Consider the following 16,718-nt stretch of genomic DNA (forward strand, 5'->3'; position numbering starts at 1 on the left):
TCAAAACATTATGGCAGAAGGCCGCGAAACCCGCCGGGCATCGTGGTATGTTATTGGCTTTTCGTCAGACTGGAAGAGAGTGAGATGGCAAAGCAGCGCGTAGGTATTGTCTTTGGGGGAAAATCATCAGAGCACGAGGTGTCATTGCAATCGGCTAAAAATATCGTTAATGCGATTGATAAAAGCCGTTTTGACGTGGTGCTGCTGGGCATTGATAAACAGGGCCAATGGCATGTTAACGATGCCAGCCAGTATCTGTTACACGCTGATGATCCGGCGCGCATCGCCCTTAATCCTTCTGATATCAGCGTCGCAACGGTTCCAGGCGTGGCACAGGGACAGCTTATCGATGCCGGGAACGCGCAGGCGCTGGCACAGATTGACGTGGTGTTCCCTATCGTTCACGGCACGCTGGGCGAAGACGGCTCCCTGCAAGGCATGTTGCGGATGGCGAACCTGCCGTTTGTCGGCTCCGATGTGCTGGGTTCTGCCGCCTGCATGGATAAAGACGTCACTAAACGTCTGCTGCGCGACGCCGGTCTGAATATTGCACCGTTCGTCACGCTCACTCGCGCCAACCGCGATAAACACAGCTTCGCACAGATCCAGGCGCAACTCGGCCTGCCGCTGTTCGTGAAACCGGCGAATCAGGGCTCGTCCGTCGGCGTCAGCAAAGTCACCAGCGAAGCACAGTTTAACGATGCCGTTCGTCTGGCCTTTGAGTTTGACCACAAGGTGGTGGTTGAGCAGGGAATTAACGGGCGCGAAATTGAGTGCGCCGTACTGGGTAACGACTTCCCGCAGGCGAGTACCTGTGGTGAAGTGGTGCTGAATAGCGACTTCTACTCCTACGACACCAAATATATTGACGACAAAGGTGCCCAGGTTGTGGTTCCCGCCGCGCTCGATCCTGACGTTAACGACAAGATCCGGGCGATCGCCGTTGAAGCCTATCAGGCGCTGGGATGCAGTGGGATGGCGCGCGTCGATGTGTTTCTGACGGCGGATAACGAGGTAGTGATTAACGAAATCAACACCCTGCCGGGCTTTACCAATATCAGCATGTACCCGAAATTGTGGCAGGCCAGCGGAATAAGCTATCCGGAACTGATCACCCGCCTGATTGAACTGGCGCTGGAGCGTCACGCCGCTGACAGCGCCCTGAAAAGCTCTGTTAACTGACGGTTAGTCGGCTTTCTCTGCCGTCGTCTCATCGGGACGACGGCGGATAATGAATCCCGCCAGCCAGAAACTGATTACCCAGGTCACCAGCCCAACCGCATAGGTTTGCCAGCCCTTCGCTTCAAATCCCAGCAGCCCGACAACACCGTTGAGTATAAAGATCAGCCCGATCGCAAAGGCGTAGTAATGCCAGTCACGGCGTAGTTTGGAAGTGAGCTTCATGACAACTCCGGCAGAAAAAAAACTATCCTCTCACAGTTTGATAAAGCCGTCTGTGGCGGATACGTAAATTCTGAAAAGCAGCGTAGTTTCACTTATGTTATCAATTTGTGACGTGATGCAGAAATCGACAATCCAGGAGAAATCCTGAGCCGAATTTCCCACGATTCTGATATTGACAAATGCTATGACCTGTCACACTCACCCTGTACGACGCGTATTAAAACAGAGTGATATTTTCGGGAGGTCTTATGGCAGACTTTACATTGTCGAAACCGATTTTTGGCGGAAAACAACCAAAAACCTCCACGGCGGGGAATATTGCCTATGCCCTGTTTGTTCTGTTTTGTTTCTGGGCAGGAACCCAACTGCTGAACATGCTGGTGCATGCCCCTGGCGTGTATGAGCATCTGATGCAGGTACAGGATACCGGCCGTCCGCGCGTTGAAATCGGTTTAGGCGTGAGCACCGTATTCGGGCTCATTCCCTTCCTCGCGGGCAGCATGGTTCTGGGCGTGATTGCGCTCGTGCTGCGCTGGCGCAACCGCCACTGATTACAGTCCCATACAGCGAGCCCGACGATCGTCCACGCGTTTTGCGAACCAGGCGGTCGTCAGGTTACGCGTGATCTTCGGGCTTTCAAGCTGAATGCCTGGCAGAATGGCTCTGGGTAGTGCCTTTCCACTTTTCTTCTCTGCAAGCGCGAAAACCTGCTTATACAGATCCGTTTTCTCAAACGCCAGGCTGTCACCCTTCTCCAGCTGTCGGCGAATGTCACTGTTGCTCATCTCCAGCTTCGTCGAAAGTTTTCGCACTGCCCGTTCGGTGGACCCTGCCTCGCTGCTGCCGTATGCAATGAGATCGCCATCCAAAGCGAGCTTCACACCGCTGGCGCGGCTTACCGCATTCTGGAAGGCTGCATTTCGGCTGGCATACCAGCCCGCGTTAAAGTCGGCAAAACGATACAGCGGTTTATCGTAGCTGGCCGGATAATTCAGCAGGTGATACGTCCCAAACCACAGCCCACCGCGCAGGGAGAAGACTTCCTGACGCACCGTACCGTCGATATCCCACGGATAGCCGTCGGTATGCTTTTCCGCAAATGCGATGCTTACCTGCATCGGACCGCCGGTATGTACCGGATTCAGCGAGCCAAACAGCTTCTGCCCCATCGGCACCATATTGATGAAATCATCGAAAATGGCGCTGAGCTGCCTCTCGGTTTTCACCGTATCCAGCCGTTCGCTGTAGCTTTTCCCGTTTGGCGAGGTGATTTTAAGGGCGGTATGTACCAGGAAAACCGGGATATGCATCGATTCGGCCCGGCGGTCGATCTCCTTCCAGGCGATTTTGTTCAGGCCAGGCACAACAGGATCTGACTGATACATCGATTCCTGCTGCGCCACCGCCAGTACAGAGCAGATGTTCTCCTCGGTAGGCGCGATCTTCTGACTTTTGAAGGTCGTTGCCAGCGCATCAGCCCACTCACTGCGATCCTTCACGCTGGCGGGCATTTTTTGCCGCACCACGCTCGCCACATCAACGGGCTTCTCCCCTTCTTTGAGCGGGATAGCCCCTTTCTCGGCACAGCCCGCCAGCACGACGGCGGCGAGTAACGTCAGCGGTAATGCACGTGGTACGGCAAATGGCATAGCAATTCCTTTTTAACCTAATGTATGGGTGACTTCCTGCAAATGCTTATCGTCCAGCTCACGCTCGAAACTGCGTAAACGTTTGTAGATGGACATCAGCTCCACCAGCGTAGTCCAGGAGCTAATCAGGTACTGGAACGAACCGCGAACCTGACCAAAAACGTTGGTGATCTGGGTCATCAGACCGAGTGTAATCGTACCCGCAACGATGGACGGGAACAGCAGGAACAACCCGAAAACGTTATCAACCTGAAGATAAAGGATGCGCGCGATATTGAAATACATGTAATGGAAATAGAGGCGGAAGTAATTACGACGTACGGCGCCAAACAGCTCACGCACGGTAGGCGGTGACGCACGGTTGGGATCGTCTTCACCATACACCAGCTCTTTACGGTAGGCCGCTTCCACGCGCTGGTTTTTAAATTCCAGCCCCGGCAGCTTGATCCCCACCACTGCCAGCAGTCCCGTTCCCATCAGCGACCAGACAATCGCGGCAATGACCAGGCCGTACGGCAGATGGCCGACAATCGGCAGTTCCGGAACGTGGGATGAGAGTGTCACCAGCACCGGCAGGAAGGCGATCAGCGTCATGATGGCATTAATAAAGCTCACGCCCATATCTTCCAGTGTAGAGGCAAAACGCATGGTGTCTTCCTGCACACGCTGTGCGGCACCTTCGATATGACGCAGGTGCTGCCAGTGCGCCATATAGTGTTCGTTCATCGCGGTACGCCAGCGGAACACATAGTGACTGACGAAAAAGTTATTCATCACGCCGATCACCACGGCGATGAGGGCGATGCCGATGAAGATCCCCACCTCATGGTAGAACTGGTTAATGGTCACTTTATGCGGCGAACTCAGCGCCGTCTGGATCAGATCGTAAAACGGCGCATACCAGGCGTTGACTGCCACGCCCACTTCCACCAGGAACCAGGTGACAAAGATGATTAACGACGTGCCGAGAATCGACCAGTATTGCCAGCGGTGAGGCGAATAGATAAACCAGAACATGGCAAAAAGCCCCACGCAGAGCATGTAATAGGCGTAGAAAAGCAGATAGCTCATGGACCAGAAGCGCGCAGCGCTAATGGGAATGTCGCCCGTTGCCCCCGTAAGACGGGTCAGCCACGCGCCGCCACCGGCCTGCCAGAAAATGACAGCCAGCAGTGCCCAAATAAATGCCGACAGGAAAAAGGGCCCCGGCTTTGGGAAAAAAGACTTAAACATTGTGCTTCCTTCTTGTTGTTATGGCTGTTGCTGTGTTTAACATATCGCCACACGAAACCTTGCCTGGGCCAGCCTCCCGGCTCAGGCAAAAAAGTCAGACCTGCGGGTGAATTATTAGTTCGCTTTCCAGTTTTCAAGAATTGTTTCGGTGCGTTTCACCGAAGGCGGGTTGGCAGGGGCGATGAAGTTACGCCAGACATCGTTATAGTGCGCGATCAGAACCTGGGCATCGGCCGCTGGACGATTGGCCGTGGTGTGGGCATCCTCCGCAACCGTGATGTGGTAGCCCCGGCTGACACCGTTTTTAAAGGTGGCATCGACACAATAATCCGTCGCGCAGCCGCAGATAATAAATTCATCGATCTCCTGTTCGCGCAACAGTGCCTCGAGCGAAGTGTTATAGAAGGCATCGCAAGCGGTCTTCGTGACGTAAAACGCCCCTGCCGGCTGGTTGAGATCGGGCAGCAATGCAAACCCTTCGCTCCCCTCCTCTAGCCCGCCAGCTTCAGTATGCTGTATGAAAATAACGGCCTCAGCAGCCTGGGTAAGCTGATTGATCAGTGAGACACATTTCTCACTCTGATGGCGCGGCGTCTTAAACACCCCATTCTGCATATCAACCACCAAAACCACACGCTTTTCAGACATACCGTTCTCCGCAATAATGAATGTAACTGGTGACTATCATAAGCCCGATGTCACAAAATGGGAGTCTGGCCGTAAGTAAATTGTGCAAATTTACCCACGGTTACGTTTTTCTCGCTATCGTTATGCAAATCGGACGATTGCCCGACGCCGATTAGTAGTATAACTACCCGTAACTCTCCTTATTCACTGGATGGATGCTTTTCGTTGAAACGTTGTCTGCTCTCTTTCGCCGCGCTGTGTGCGGTGAGCCTGTCCACCGCCCAGGCAGCACAGCCTCTGACGGCACCGGTTCTGGCCTCTGACATTGCCGATCGCTATGCGAACCTTATTTATTACGGCAGTGGTGCGACGGGAATGGCGCTGGTCGTGATCGACGGTAACCAGCGGGTGTTTCGCAGCTTCGGTGAAACACGACCGGGAAATAACGTTCGCCCGCAGCTGGATTCCGTTATCCGTGTCGCGTCGATAACCAAGCTGATGACCAGCGAAATGCTGGTGAAATTGCTCGATCAGGGCGTGGTAAAACTCGACGATCCGCTCAGCAAATATGCGCCACCCGGCGCTCGCGTTCCGACATATCAGGGAACGCCGATCAGGCTGGTGAACCTGGCGACCCATACCAGCGCCCTGCCGCGAGAACAGCCCGGTGGCGCTGCGCATCGCCCTGTCTTTGTCTGGCCAACTCGCGAACAACGCTGGAACTACCTGAGCACCGCAACGCTGAAATCGGCCCCGGGTTCTCAGGCTGGCTATTCTAACCTGGCGTTTGATCTGCTGGCCGACGCGTTAGCAACGGCATCAGGTAAGCCTTACCCTCAACTTTTTGAAGAGCAAATCACGCGTCCGCTCGGGATGAAAGATACTACTTACACCCCCTCCCCGGACCAGTGCAAGCGTCTGATGGTGGCGGAAAAAGGGGCCAGCCCGTGTAATAACACGCTGGCAGCCATTGGCAGCGGTGGGGTTTACTCTACGCCTGGCGACATGATGCGCTGGATGCAACAGTTCCTCTCATCGGATTTTTACGCGCGCAGTAATCAGGCCGACCGAATGCAGACGCTCATCTACCAGCGTGCTCAGTTACGTCGCGTCATCGGTATGGATGTTCCCGGTAAAGCCGATGCCCTCGGCATGGGCTGGGTATATATGGCGCCAAAAGATGGTCGCCCGGGTATTATTCAAAAAACCGGTGGGGGTGGCGGATTCATCACCTACATGGCGATGATTCCGCAATCAAACGTGGGCGCTTTTGTGGTGGTCACCCGGTCACCGAACACCCGCTTCGTGAATATGAGTGATGGCGTAAATAACCTTGTAGCCGAGCTGAGCGCCAATAAAGCGCAGGTACTTACGGCCGCTAACTGAGCTTAATAGTCCGTGGGCAAACGGTTGATACTGATCAGTTTGCCCCGGCTCATATTGATGTAGTTCCCCTGACGCAGCGCCGCCAGAACCTCCGCAACCACCGAACGTGATATACGCGTGCTACGCTGAATATGATTCATCACACCAATTTTTGAGCGTAGCGTGTCATCCCACTCGGCCATATTGATTAGCATCGCCCGAATTTGGCTATACGAATTATTTCCGACCAGCTGGATATCACGTTTTCCCAGTAAATGATTTAGCCATGAAAGCCAGCAGAATGCTTCTTGCCAGAGTTGCGCTTCTTGAATAATTTCGCATGCAGTAGAGGCTGGCAAATAAAATCCGGTACAAGGTGTTTGTGCCATCAGAGAATATTCAAGATAGCTGTCATTAATCCATGCACTTAATCCATGAATATAGGGTGCCCGTGCAATACCCACGAGTAATTCATCTGATTTACGGTGAACGACTGTCAGGCCGGATTGTATTACAAATGTCAATGGTTCATCATCATTATTGCCGGTAGTTATAAATTGTTGTGGTTCCGTTTTAAATGGGGTACCGGCGACTTCCAGACACTTTATGAGCCGGCTTAATTCAGAAAGTGGTTTCGCATTAACGTTCATGCATACCTCAAGTCATCTGTATATGTCGGTTCTTTATTATTTTTAAAGCACATAAAAAAGCGGGGGCAAAATCCCCCGCGTTTTTTTCTTACCAGGTATATTTCACACCCAGGTTTGCTCCCCAGTTCTGGTCAACGTCGCCGCCGCCCAGATAAGTCGCATCAGTGTAAGCACTGAAGTTTTTCGTGAAGCTGAACTGAGTACCCAGTCCCACGCGAACCGCAGAGCCTTCCACGCCGTTGTCAATGCTGTCATTGTTGATATCAGCATTGTTGTCGGCATCGTCATACACGTAAGCCAGCTTGAAGTAAGGGGTTAATGCCTGCTCGCCACCGTAGTTGAAGGTATAACCTGCATCCACGCCGAGCTCATAACGCATACTGTCGTAAGACTGGCCATCGATACGCATGTCGTTGCTTAACTGATAGTCATCACCGGACTGGAACAGGCCAGAGATCGCCGCGTAAGGCGTGACGTAGCCAGACAGGTTTGGTTTCCAGTCATAGCCCAGTTTCATCCCGAAACCAACGGCGTCAGTCGTGGTATTACCGTCAACATACTGACCGTTGCTCATGGTAGCAGAGAGGTCGTTGTTGAAGCGGGTGTAGCTCATGGAGCTGTCGAGGAAGATGTCGTTCATGAACTTCGCCGACGCGTAGATCATCGCAGTCTGGCTGTCCTGATCGACCTGACCAGTACGATCGCTGATATCACCCTTCGCGAAACCAGCCGCACCACCGACAATCCACTTCGCGTTATTACCGTCGATCTGAGTATCCAGACCCACCATAATGCCGCTTACGTCCTGATCGTAGCTAACGGTGCCATTATCCGCGTCAAAGTTGCCGCCAAAATAGCTCACCCATGCGCCGCCGTTATCTGCCAGGCCATGACGGCTGTTGGTCAGACGGGTACCCACGGTATCCTGTTGCAGATTCCAGATGTTGGTATTGGCAGAAGGAATGCTCAGCGCCATGTTGGCGTAGTCAGTCAGCTCTTCCTGCTGGAGAACAACGGTGTCACCCTTCTGCTGCGCCTGATAGGTGTATGCACCTAAATCAGCTTTGTTTGCCTCAGTAAAGCTGGCAGCGGTATCCGCGTTATTGTCATAGACGCGAATGATCTCTTTGTTTTTGTAGTCAGCTACGGAGCCTGCACCGGTCGCATCGTCGATGCGCACTTTATAGTTACCGGCAACGTCACCGTTCACCGCCAGATGGCCGTCAGAGTTCAGCGCGACAACACCATAGTCGTAGTCCGCTTTATGGCTATCGTTGGTGATATAGCGTGCGTTGTTCAGGTCGCTGTTCAGCACATAATCGCGGCTGGCAACGTTGAGCACACCGCCATCAGTCAGCACCATATTGTGCGTATCAACCTGACCCAGACCCAGCGCCAGCTCTGCACCGTTGTCTACAGTAATGGTGTTGGCATACAGTTCTGCCGTCTCTTCAGTCAGTGCCGCACGGCTGTAGCTATCCAGATACAGACTGTCGGTTGCCACGGCACCGCTGTCGCCAATATTCAAGGTTGAAGCATTGGTCAGGGTGATGGAATCTGCCAGCAGGCCGGAGTTTTCAACATTGACCTGAGACTGGTTGTTCACCGTCAGTGCATCGATGTTGGAGATCTTGCGGGTATCCCACTCGGAACCGTTATCCAGCGCCACGTTGAACAGGCCGCTCTGATACACCTCTTCACCGGCAACGTGACCGTTGCTGTCAAAGGTAGAATCAGGCCAGATGCTATTCGGGGACAATGCGTGCCAGTCTACGTTGCTGTAGCCCTGGCCATACATCTGCGCAGTGCCGATAGCTTCAACGCTGGACTGCGCTGCACCCACCCACTTACTGCCGTTGGTCAGCGTGACATCCAGTTTATCGGTACCATCCCAGCCGTTGGTGGTTGGGTTATAGACGCCATCTTCTGTGGTATCCGTTGCCGGATCGCCATTCTCGTAGAAGTTGTTATCAAAGGTGCTGGAGAAAAGAATGTCACCCGTAACGGTAGAGTGATCGAAGGTAGCGGTGGTCTGCATGGCGTTATCAGACGCACTGGCAGCAACGATCAGCGCCGCATCATCCGCAGCCGTGGCGTTGGTTTCACCGTAGTCGCTTGGCTTCGCCGTTTGACCGTAGAAGCCGCTGGTGCCCAGATCGCTGTATGCGCCAGAGGTCAGCACAGAGTCTTTCACCACCAGCGTATCGGTAAAGATATTGCTGCTGTTAGCAACGCCTTCAACACCGTCGTATGGCGTGTTATCAAGCTCCTGATAACCCTGCGTCAGCGTGATGCCCGCGATGTGGGAATTGTTCTGAATAACGATATCAGACTCAACATCCAGGGTGATGGCGTTACCCAGACCATAGGTGTCCAGATAATGCGTTTCAGTGGTATCGCCATTAACGACATCATACGCATAATGCTCGTAGGTATCGTTGATGGTGGAGTTATCAACAGTCAGGCTAAAACGATCGTACTGGGTATGCGTAGTGCCGTCAGTATCCACGCCTTCTGCACACGTCGTGGTCATACACTCTGACGTGATCATGCCGTTAATGGTGCTGTTAGAAATACTCAACGCGTTCGCACGGCCATTGACACCATCATCCAGATAGTATGTCGAAATAACTCCGTTTACGGTTGATTTATTGATGACTGGATAAATGTCACCATCATGTGTGGCATCTGAATAATCCCAGTCAGCATAACCATAATACCAGGGCGTGGACGCAGTATTGTCATATCCAAAAGTATTATATGTCGTGCCGGATATATCTTTCGCATTGGCCTGAGAAGCGATAGCCAGTGTGCAGGCTAATGCAAGTTGTGATACAACCAGTTTCTTTTTCCATGTTTGCATTGGGTCATCCCTCCTCAGGGACGTAAGCAAGTTTGTCCATCAAATCATTTGGCAACGTTTAATTGCGGAAGGAATTATGCAGTTTCACTTCGAAAAGGTTCAATGAATGATTCCATTAAGTCCGTATTCAGACAAATAAGCTTATAAACCCAGGACAATATCAATCATTATGAATAAATATTATAAATTCAACTGATTGCAAACTACTTTGGTTGCTTCGACACATATAATAAAAAGCAATAAATCATTTATATTTATAATCCCAAACCAATATAGAAGCCTCACCAATATCACATACCACTCTGGACACCATAATAAGATTTATAATATATACAAAATACATGTAGCGTATATTAATCGATTTCGAAAATCTAAAAGACAACTTTAGTAAAACACCACTCTCCGCTTTCAGGTACACTAAGCCTCTTTGTTCCACAAACATCAGGCATACCATGACCGATTTAATTGCTCGTCCCCGTCGCCTGCGCAAGTCACCCGCACTGCGCGCCATGTTTGAAGAGACAACACTGACCTTAAAAGATCTGGTGTTGCCGATTTTTGTTGAAGAAGAGATCGATGACTACAAAGCCATCGACGCGATGCCGGGCGTGATGCGCATTCCTGAAAAGCATCTGGCCCGCGAGATCGAACGCATTGCGAATGCGGGCATCCGCTCGGTGATGACGTTCGGTATCTCCCACCACACTGACGCAACCGGCAGTGATGCATGGAAAGAAGACGGCCTCGTGGCACGCATGTCGCGCATCTGCAAAGAGAGTGTGCCGGAGATGATCGTCATGTCCGATACCTGCTTCTGCGAATACACCTCTCATGGCCACTGCGGTGTGCTGTGCGATCACGGCGTGGACAACGATGCGACCCTGCTGAATCTGGGCAAGCAGGCGGTGGTTGCCGCCGCCGCGGGTGCGGATTTTATTGCACCTTCTGCGGCAATGGATGGTCAGGTTCAGGCTATTCGTCATGCGCTGGATGCGGCAGGCTTTACCGACACCGCCATCATGTCCTACTCCACCAAATTCGCCTCCTCCTTCTACGGCCCGTTCCGTGAAGCAGCGGGCACGGCGCTGAAAGGCGATCGTAAAACCTATCAGATGAACCCGCTGAACCGCCGCGAAGCGATTCGTGAATCTCTGCTCGATGAAGCACAGGGCGCAGACTGTCTGATGGTGAAACCGGCCGGCGCGTATCTGGATATCCTGCGCGACATTCGCGAACGCACCGAACTGCCTCTGGGCGCATACCAGGTGAGCGGCGAGTACGCGATGATCAAATTCGCCGCGCAGGCGGGTGCCATCGACGAAGAGAAAGTGATCCTCGAAAGCCTGGGGGCGATCAAACGCGCGGGCGCGGATCTGATCTTCAGCTACTTCGCGCTGGATCTGGCTGAGAAGAAAATTCTGCGTTAATCCGCTTTAGCGCCGGGTGGCTTCGCCATACCCGGCCTACTCTCTGCGCGAATCTTCACTAAACTGCAATACAACCGACATCTCCTCCTTCTACTGTCTGGGCAAGACGGCAGGAGGAGTGATCAATGTTTAGTCTCGACAGCGTTCTTGATGACCTTTGGCCTCAGGCGAGGCCCGCACCCTGGCAAAAAAGTCTGTTAAAAAGACTGCTCCACGAAGACGAATTTCAGCAGTTTGCCGCCAGCCACCGTCACCTGAAAGGGCTGGATATGGTAGAGCAGGTTCTGGAACACCTTGATATTCTCTGCACCATTTCCGCCCGAGACCTCGAACAAATCCCCGAACACGGCCCACTCATTGTGATAGCGAACCACCCGACGGGCACCCTGGATGGGCTGGCGCTACTGTATGCCGTTTCGCGCGTGCGCCGGGACGTCAAGGTTGTCACCAACCGGATGCTGTCTCACCTTGAGCCCCTCAGCTCGTTGTTTATCCCCGTGGACAATATGGGCGGCAGAACCGCAAAAGCATCTCTGGTGCAGATGGAGCAGCACCTGCAAAACGCCGGCGTGCTGATCTTCTTCCCGGCGGGCGAAGTCTCCCGCCCAACGCGTAAAGGCATCCGCGATAAAAAGTGGCATCCGGGCTTTATCAAGCTGGCCAGCAAACTACGGGTACCGCTGCTACCGGTACATATTCAGGCCCACAACAGCCTGCTGTTTTATGCCAGCACCCTGGTATCGCCGACGGTATCCCTGCTGCTGCTGATGCAACAGATGTTTCGCCGCCGCCACAGCCAGCTGCCGATCAAAATTGGCCAGCAGATTGCCTGGAATGATCGGTTTAGCTCTACCCTTTCATCGCGTGAGATGGCCGAGCAGTGCCGTCAGCACGTGATACGACTTGGCAAGGGATTGCCTGGCGTCTTTAAAACCCAGTGCGCCATTGCCCGCCCGGAAGACAGGGCCACGCTGAAGCGGGAGCTGGCGCAGGCCGAATGTCTGGGCAAAACCAGCGATGGTAAAACCATCTATTTGTGGCAGCGCAACGGGCAGGAAGAGGCGCCTCTGCTGCGCGAGCTGGGGCGACTGCGCGAGATTGCCTTTCGCGCCGTGGAGGAAGGCAGCGGAAAGCGCCGGGATACCGACAGCTACGATGATGACTATCTGCACCTTATTCTGTGGGATGATGATGACCTCGAGATTGTCGGCGCGTACCGCTTTATGCCAACGGCCATGCAGGTGGAAAAGTGCGGCGTCGAGGGATTGTACAGTTACAGCCTGTTCCACTACGACGAAAAAATGCAGGACATACTGGAGCACGGCATTGAGCTGGGGCGCAGCTTTATACAGCCGCGCTACTGGGGACGTCGCGGTCTGGACTACCTGTGGTCAGGCATTGGCGCCTATCTGGCGCGCTATCCACATTACCGTTACCTGTTTGGTCCGGTGTCCATCTCCGGCGGCTTACCGCCTGCCGCCCGGGATCTGCTGGTCACGTTTTATCGTCTCTGGTTTCCGGCCAGCCACCCGTTAGCCGCCTCGCGTCAACCCTACCCGGCGTCACTCCCGGACGTGCTGGCGCAATTTAGCGGGGTGGATTACGTGGATGACCTGACAAAGCTCAAATCCCTGCTCGGCAATCTGGGCTGCGGTATTCCGCCGCTTTATAAACAATATTCCGAGCTATGCGAGCCAGGCGGCGTGCAGTTTATCGATTTCGGCAGCGATCCGGCGTTCAATAACTGTATCGACGGGCTGGTGCTGGTGGATCTGTGTTATCTGAAGGCGAACCGCTATCAGCGGTATATAGAGGCGCACTTAATACCCTCACCCCTGCCCTCTCCCTAAAAGGGAGAGGGTGAAAACCGCACCGGTCAGCCCCCTCGCCCCTTTGGGGAGAGGGTTAGGGTGAGGGGCTCAAACCGCACGGTAGAACGGCTTATCCCCCAAAATCGTCGCCCGCTGCATAATCCTTCGCTGCGGCAGGTAATCCGCATTGGCGTAATGCTGCGTGACGCGGTTATCCCAGATCGCCAGATCGTTCTCCTGCCAGCGCCAGCGCACCTGAAACTCCGGCTTCGTGATATGCGCAAACAGGAAACTGAGCAGCGCCTCGCTCTCTTTTTCCGTTACGTCCACAATGCGCGAGGTAAACCCTTCGTTCACAAACAGCGCCTGCTTGCCGGTCACCGGATGGGTACGCACCACCGGGTGCAACAGCGGCGGATGCTTTGCAACCGCATCCAGCCAGCGCTGGTGCTCCTCTTCCGTTTTACGGTACTTATACTCCTGGAACGATTTTTTAAAATCATGCTCCGCCCGCAGGCCACTTAGCAAGGTCTGGAACGGCGCGGAGAGCGCCTCAAACGCCGCAATGCCGCTCGCCCACAGCGTATCGCCGCCGGTCTCTGGCAGTAGTTTTGCTGCCAGAATCGCCCCGGCTGGCGGTGTGTCGATAAAGGTAACATCCGTATGCCAGTTGTCATTATCGGGCGGGTTATCGTTATGAGTGTCCAGCACGATAATTTCCTCCACCCCTTCCGCATGCGGGTAGACCGGGTGGATATGCAGGTCACCAAAACGCAGGGCCAGCGCGCGCTGCTGTTGCGGGGTGATGGCCTGATCGCGCAGGAACACCACCTGATGGCGCAGCACCGCGTGGTACAGCTGCTCAAACTGGTTATCGCTCAGCGGACGGGTTACGTCCAGGCCCGACACCTGCGCGCCAATGTACGGCCCCAACGGGATAATCGTCAGACGTTCACTCATTGTATTTCTCCATGCCAGGGCGTCAGGCGACGCTGTAGCGTGCGCAGTCCCAGTTCTAATCCAAAGGCGATCGCGGCGATGACCGCGATCCCTGCCAGTACCACGTCAGTCGCCAGGAACTCTCCCGCCGACTGCACCATAAACCCAAGGCCGCGCGTGGCGGCAATCAGCTCTGCCGCCACCAGCGTTGACCAGCCCACCCCAAGGCCGATGCGCAACCCGGTCAATATCTCCGGCAGCGCACCTGGTAAAATGACGAACAGCAGTACCTGCGCGCGGCTGGCGCCGAGCGACTGTGCCGCACGTATGCGTACCTGCTGCGCACTCTTTACGCCAGCCAGGGCCGACATTGCTACCGGCGCAAAAATAGCCAGATATATCAGTAAGATCTTTGACGTCTCGCCGATGCCAAACCAGATCACCATCAGGGGCAGATAAGCCAGCGGCGGTACGGGACGGTAAAGCTCTATCAGCGGGTCGAGAATGCCGCGCACCGTCGGGCTCAGTCCCATCGCAATCCCCACCGGAACGCCAATAATGACCGCCGCCAGCAGCGCCACCAGAATACGCGTCAGACTGGCGCCTAAATGCTGCCAGAGGGTGGCATCCATAAAGCCCTGCGGTCCGGCGATGGCGATCAGTTTTTCCAGAACCTGGCCTGGCGGGGGCAGAAACAGCGGGCTGATCCACTGCTGCGCGGCAACCGCCCACCATACCGCCAGCAACACCACCAGCGTGCTGACGCTTAAGGTGAGCTGGCGAGAGAACGGCCAGCGTAAGGCACGGCGCGTCCGCCGCGTTTTTTCACTGAAGACAATGCTCATGAGAACGCCTCCCGCTGTTCAAACACACGGCTCAGGATGTATTCCCGTTTTTCGATAAATAGCGGGTCTGATTTAATGCTGCGTACTGGCTCTCCCGCCACATAGCGCCGGGCAAACTCAAGCGGCAGACGCTCCAGCACGCGTCCCGGTCCCGGTGAGAGCAGCACCAGCTCCGTCGCCATAAACACGGCCTCTTCGATATCGTGGGTGATTAACAGCACCTGCTTGCCGGTTTCGTGCCACAGGCGCAGCAGCAGGGTTTGCATCTGCTCACGGGTAAAGGCATCCAGCGCCCCGAAAGGTTCGTCCAGCAACAGCAGCTGAGGGTTAGCCGCCAGCGCACGGGCAATCCCGACGCGCTGACGCTGCCCGCCTGAAAGCTGCCAGATAAAGCGTTTTTCAGCCCCCTCCAGCCCGACCTTTTTCAACATGTCGCGCGCCGTATTCAGACGCTGTTCACGCGCTACGCCGGCCAGTTGCAGACCAAACGCAACGTTTTCCTGCACGTTTCGCCACGGAAGTAGCCCTTCGTTCTGGAAGACCACGCCGCGCTCTGCGCCCGGCCCCGTTACCCGTTTTCCTTCGAGTTGGATCGTGCCGTGCTGATACGGTACAAACCCGGCGATCAGGTTCAGCAGCGTCGTTTTCCCGCAGCCGGACGGCCCCAGTACGACCAGCAGTTCACCGCTGTCCAGCGTCAGGTTGATCTCTTTCAGGGCGGGTTTGCCGCCGTAATCGGCAGACAGGTTTGTAATGTTCAGCATCGCAGCCCCTTATTTCACAAAGCGGTCGGTCACGAACCGGCTGTAATCCGCTGCCACCGCAGGCACTTTGCCCTGCTCTTTCAGGAACGTCGCAGTGTCGACAATCGCTTTGCTCACCGGCCCGTTCAGCTGCTGGACCTGCTGCGCAGGTGTCAGATAGGTGTTGCCTTTCACCAGCCCCGGCACGTCAGCTTCCGGCACACCGCTCAGACGTGAGAGCTTCTCCAGGTTGGCGGGCTGTTTCAGCCATTCATCCGGATTGCTGATGTAAGGCTGCTGGGCGTCGATGGCGCTTTTGGCGAAGGCTTTCACCACTTCAGGGTGTTTTTCGGCAAAGTCCTTACGAACGACCCAGACATCAAGTGTTGGCGCCCCCCATTGCCCCACTTTTTCGGAGTCGGTCAGCACGGTGCCGTCTTTTTCCAGCTCGTTGACGGCGGGCGCCCAGACGTATGCTCCGTCAATGTCGCCACGCTGCCAGGCGGCAATAATCGCTGGAGGTTGCAGGTTGATGATCTGCACCTGGCCCGGCTTAATGCCCCAGTGTTTCAGCGCTGCCAGCAGGCTGTAATGCGTGGTGGAGATAAACGGCACCGCGATGTGTTTGCCAATCAAATCTTCGGGTTTCGTGATGCTTTTCTTCACCACCAGCGCTTCGGAATTTCCGAGCTGCGACGCCAGCAGGAAGACTTCAATCGGCACCTGCTGGCTGGCGGCCACCGCCAGCGGGCTGGAACCCAGGTTGCCAATCTGCACGTCGCCCGAGGCTAACGCCCGCACAATTGCCGCGCCGCTGTCGAACTTGCGCCAGTTGACGTTCGCCCCGCTCGCTTTGGCGAAGGTGTTATCCGCCTGCGCGACTTTCGCCGGTTCCGCGGAAGTCTGATACGCGACGGTGACGTCCACCGCCTGCGCCTGAAATGCCCACAGCGCCAGTGCACCAAGTAACGTGATTCGCGATGAAATTGCCATACCGTCTGCTCCCCTTGTTGTTATAAGGGCAGTATTTCCGGCGCGAGAATTTTGATAAAGGAATAAAAAAGAATCGCTAATGACGATTCGTTTTTAGAAAAAAAGCGGGAAAGGATAGTGAATTTTGTACGGTTGTTTCGCCGGGTGGCGCTGCGCTTACCCGGCCTAC

15 protein-coding genes are annotated in these 16,718 nt (G+C 54.7%); 5 read left to right on the plus strand and 10 right to left on the minus strand.

The window, feature by feature from the left end; all coding sequences use genetic code 11:
- The first annotated feature begins 84 nt into the window (after positions 1-84).
- Complete coding sequence (gene ddlA, locus INF86_RS19670; protein WP_193543841.1) at positions 85-1,182, plus strand: D-alanine--D-alanine ligase; 1,098 nt, start codon at positions 85-87, stop codon at positions 1,180-1,182.
- 3 nt (positions 1,183-1,185) lie between these two features.
- Here the strand turns inward: ddlA and INF86_RS19675 are convergent, their stop codons facing one another.
- Positions 1,186-1,404, minus strand: a complete 219-nt coding sequence (locus INF86_RS19675) for a DUF2754 domain-containing protein (protein WP_022647204.1) — start codon at positions 1,402-1,404, stop codon at positions 1,186-1,188.
- Between the two features lie 248 nt (positions 1,405-1,652).
- On the opposite strand from INF86_RS19675, the gene INF86_RS19680 reads away from it, so the two are divergent.
- A complete protein-coding gene (locus INF86_RS19680) occupies positions 1,653-1,955 on the plus strand; it encodes a DUF2755 family protein (RefSeq protein ID WP_003859159.1) in 303 nt (100 codons plus the stop codon).
- Here the strand turns inward: INF86_RS19680 and INF86_RS19685 are convergent, their stop codons facing one another.
- From INF86_RS19685 to INF86_RS19695, 3 genes are all read right to left on the minus strand, one after another.
- On the minus strand, positions 1,956-3,053 hold the full coding sequence (locus tag INF86_RS19685; protein WP_193543842.1) for a DUF1615 domain-containing protein: 1,098 nt from the start codon (positions 3,051-3,053) through the stop codon (positions 1,956-1,958). It lies immediately after the preceding gene.
- A gap of 12 nt (positions 3,054-3,065) precedes the next feature.
- Positions 3,066-4,286: a peptide antibiotic transporter SbmA gene (gene sbmA / locus INF86_RS19690; RefSeq protein ID WP_193543843.1), complete on the minus strand. Its 1,221-nt coding sequence runs from the start codon at positions 4,284-4,286 to the stop codon at positions 3,066-3,068.
- A gap of 114 nt (positions 4,287-4,400) precedes the next feature.
- On the minus strand, positions 4,401-4,934 hold the full coding sequence (locus INF86_RS19695) for an isochorismatase family protein (protein ID WP_023305557.1): 534 nt from the start codon (positions 4,932-4,934) through the stop codon (positions 4,401-4,403).
- 204 nt (positions 4,935-5,138) lie between these two features.
- On the opposite strand from INF86_RS19695, the gene ampH reads away from it, so the two are divergent.
- Positions 5,139-6,299 (plus strand): D-alanyl-D-alanine-carboxypeptidase/endopeptidase AmpH, encoded by a 1,161-nt coding sequence (gene ampH / locus INF86_RS19700; protein ID WP_022647200.1) that lies wholly within the window; start codon positions 5,139-5,141, stop codon positions 6,297-6,299.
- Between the two features lie 2 nt (positions 6,300-6,301).
- Here ampH and INF86_RS19705 read toward each other — a convergent pair whose 3' ends face one another.
- Positions 6,302-6,928 carry a helix-turn-helix domain-containing protein gene (locus INF86_RS19705; RefSeq protein WP_022647199.1) on the minus strand — a complete coding sequence of 209 codons (627 nt, stop codon included), beginning with the start codon at positions 6,926-6,928 and terminating at the stop codon, positions 6,302-6,304.
- Positions 6,929-7,016: 88 nt separating this feature from the next.
- Positions 7,017-9,791 carry an autotransporter outer membrane beta-barrel domain-containing protein gene (locus INF86_RS19710; RefSeq protein WP_069596284.1) on the minus strand — a complete coding sequence of 925 codons (2,775 nt, stop codon included), beginning with the start codon at positions 9,789-9,791 and terminating at the stop codon, positions 7,017-7,019.
- A 452-nt stretch (positions 9,792-10,243) separates the two neighbouring features.
- Here INF86_RS19710 and hemB point away from each other — a divergent pair, with 452 nt between their 5' ends.
- Together hemB and INF86_RS19720 are read left to right on the plus strand one after the other, a co-directional pair.
- The gene (gene hemB / locus INF86_RS19715; protein ID WP_193543844.1) at positions 10,244-11,218 is read left to right on the plus strand and encodes a porphobilinogen synthase; all 975 of its coding nucleotides are present in this window, start codon (positions 10,244-10,246) and stop codon (positions 11,216-11,218) included.
- Positions 11,219-11,343: 125 nt separating this feature from the next.
- A complete protein-coding gene (locus tag INF86_RS19720; protein WP_193543845.1) occupies positions 11,344-13,068 on the plus strand; it encodes a lysophospholipid acyltransferase family protein in 1,725 nt (574 codons plus the stop codon).
- Positions 13,069-13,137: 69 nt separating this feature from the next.
- On the opposite strand, the gene tauD is transcribed toward INF86_RS19720, so the two are convergent.
- The 4 genes from tauD to tauA are packed head-to-tail and all read right to left on the minus strand — an operon-like array spanning position 13,138 to position 16,549.
- Positions 13,138-13,989, minus strand: a complete 852-nt coding sequence (gene tauD / locus INF86_RS19725; protein ID WP_022647196.1) for a taurine dioxygenase — start codon at positions 13,987-13,989, stop codon at positions 13,138-13,140.
- Entirely contained in the window at positions 13,986-14,813 is an 828-nt protein-coding gene (gene tauC / locus INF86_RS19730) for a taurine ABC transporter permease TauC (RefSeq protein WP_022647195.1), read from the minus strand. Before tauC ends, tauD begins: the two co-directional genes overlap by 4 nt.
- Positions 14,810-15,577, minus strand: a complete 768-nt coding sequence (tauB, locus tag INF86_RS19735) for a taurine ABC transporter ATP-binding subunit (RefSeq protein ID WP_022647194.1) — start codon at positions 15,575-15,577, stop codon at positions 14,810-14,812. The genes tauC and tauB overlap by 4 nt, the downstream gene beginning before the upstream one ends.
- A 9-nt stretch (positions 15,578-15,586) precedes the next feature.
- A complete protein-coding gene (tauA, locus tag INF86_RS19740) occupies positions 15,587-16,549 on the minus strand; it encodes a taurine ABC transporter substrate-binding protein (protein ID WP_193543846.1) in 963 nt (320 codons plus the stop codon).
- Positions 16,550-16,718: the final 169 nt, after the last annotated feature.

This window comes from Enterobacter cloacae complex sp. I1M (genome assembly GCF_014982425.1).
Lineage (GTDB): Bacteria > Pseudomonadota > Gammaproteobacteria > Enterobacterales > Enterobacteriaceae > Enterobacter > Enterobacter intestinihominis.

Bases quoted from the DNA above. Each gene is read 5' to 3' on its own strand.
- INF86_RS19710 (WP_069596284.1), bottom strand. From the start codon at position 9,791: ATGCAAACATGGAAAAAGAAACTGGTTGTATCACAACTTGCATTAGCC.
- hemB (WP_193543844.1), top strand. From the start codon at position 10,244: ATGACCGATTTAATTGCTCGTCCCCGTCGCCTGCGCAAGTCACCCGCA.
- ddlA (WP_193543841.1), top strand. From the start codon at position 85: ATGGCAAAGCAGCGCGTAGGTATTGTCTTTGGGGGAAAATCATCAGAG.
- tauA (WP_193543846.1), bottom strand. From the start codon at position 16,549: ATGGCAATTTCATCGCGAATCACGTTACTTGGTGCACTGGCGCTGTGG.
- sbmA (WP_193543843.1), bottom strand. From the start codon at position 4,286: ATGTTTAAGTCTTTTTTCCCAAAGCCGGGGCCCTTTTTCCTGTCGGCA.
- INF86_RS19705 (WP_022647199.1), bottom strand. From the start codon at position 6,928: ATGAACGTTAATGCGAAACCACTTTCTGAATTAAGCCGGCTCATAAAG.
- tauB (WP_022647194.1), bottom strand. From the start codon at position 15,577: ATGCTGAACATTACAAACCTGTCTGCCGATTACGGCGGCAAACCCGCC.
- INF86_RS19695 (WP_023305557.1), bottom strand. From the start codon at position 4,934: ATGTCTGAAAAGCGTGTGGTTTTGGTGGTTGATATGCAGAATGGGGTG.
- INF86_RS19720 (WP_193543845.1), top strand. From the start codon at position 11,344: ATGTTTAGTCTCGACAGCGTTCTTGATGACCTTTGGCCTCAGGCGAGG.
- tauD (WP_022647196.1), bottom strand. From the start codon at position 13,989: ATGAGTGAACGTCTGACGATTATCCCGTTGGGGCCGTACATTGGCGCG.
- INF86_RS19675 (WP_022647204.1), bottom strand. From the start codon at position 1,404: ATGAAGCTCACTTCCAAACTACGCCGTGACTGGCATTACTACGCCTTT.
- INF86_RS19680 (WP_003859159.1), top strand. From the start codon at position 1,653: ATGGCAGACTTTACATTGTCGAAACCGATTTTTGGCGGAAAACAACCA.
- INF86_RS19685 (WP_193543842.1), bottom strand. From the start codon at position 3,053: ATGCCATTTGCCGTACCACGTGCATTACCGCTGACGTTACTCGCCGCC.
- tauC (WP_022647195.1), bottom strand. From the start codon at position 14,813: ATGAGCATTGTCTTCAGTGAAAAAACGCGGCGGACGCGCCGTGCCTTA.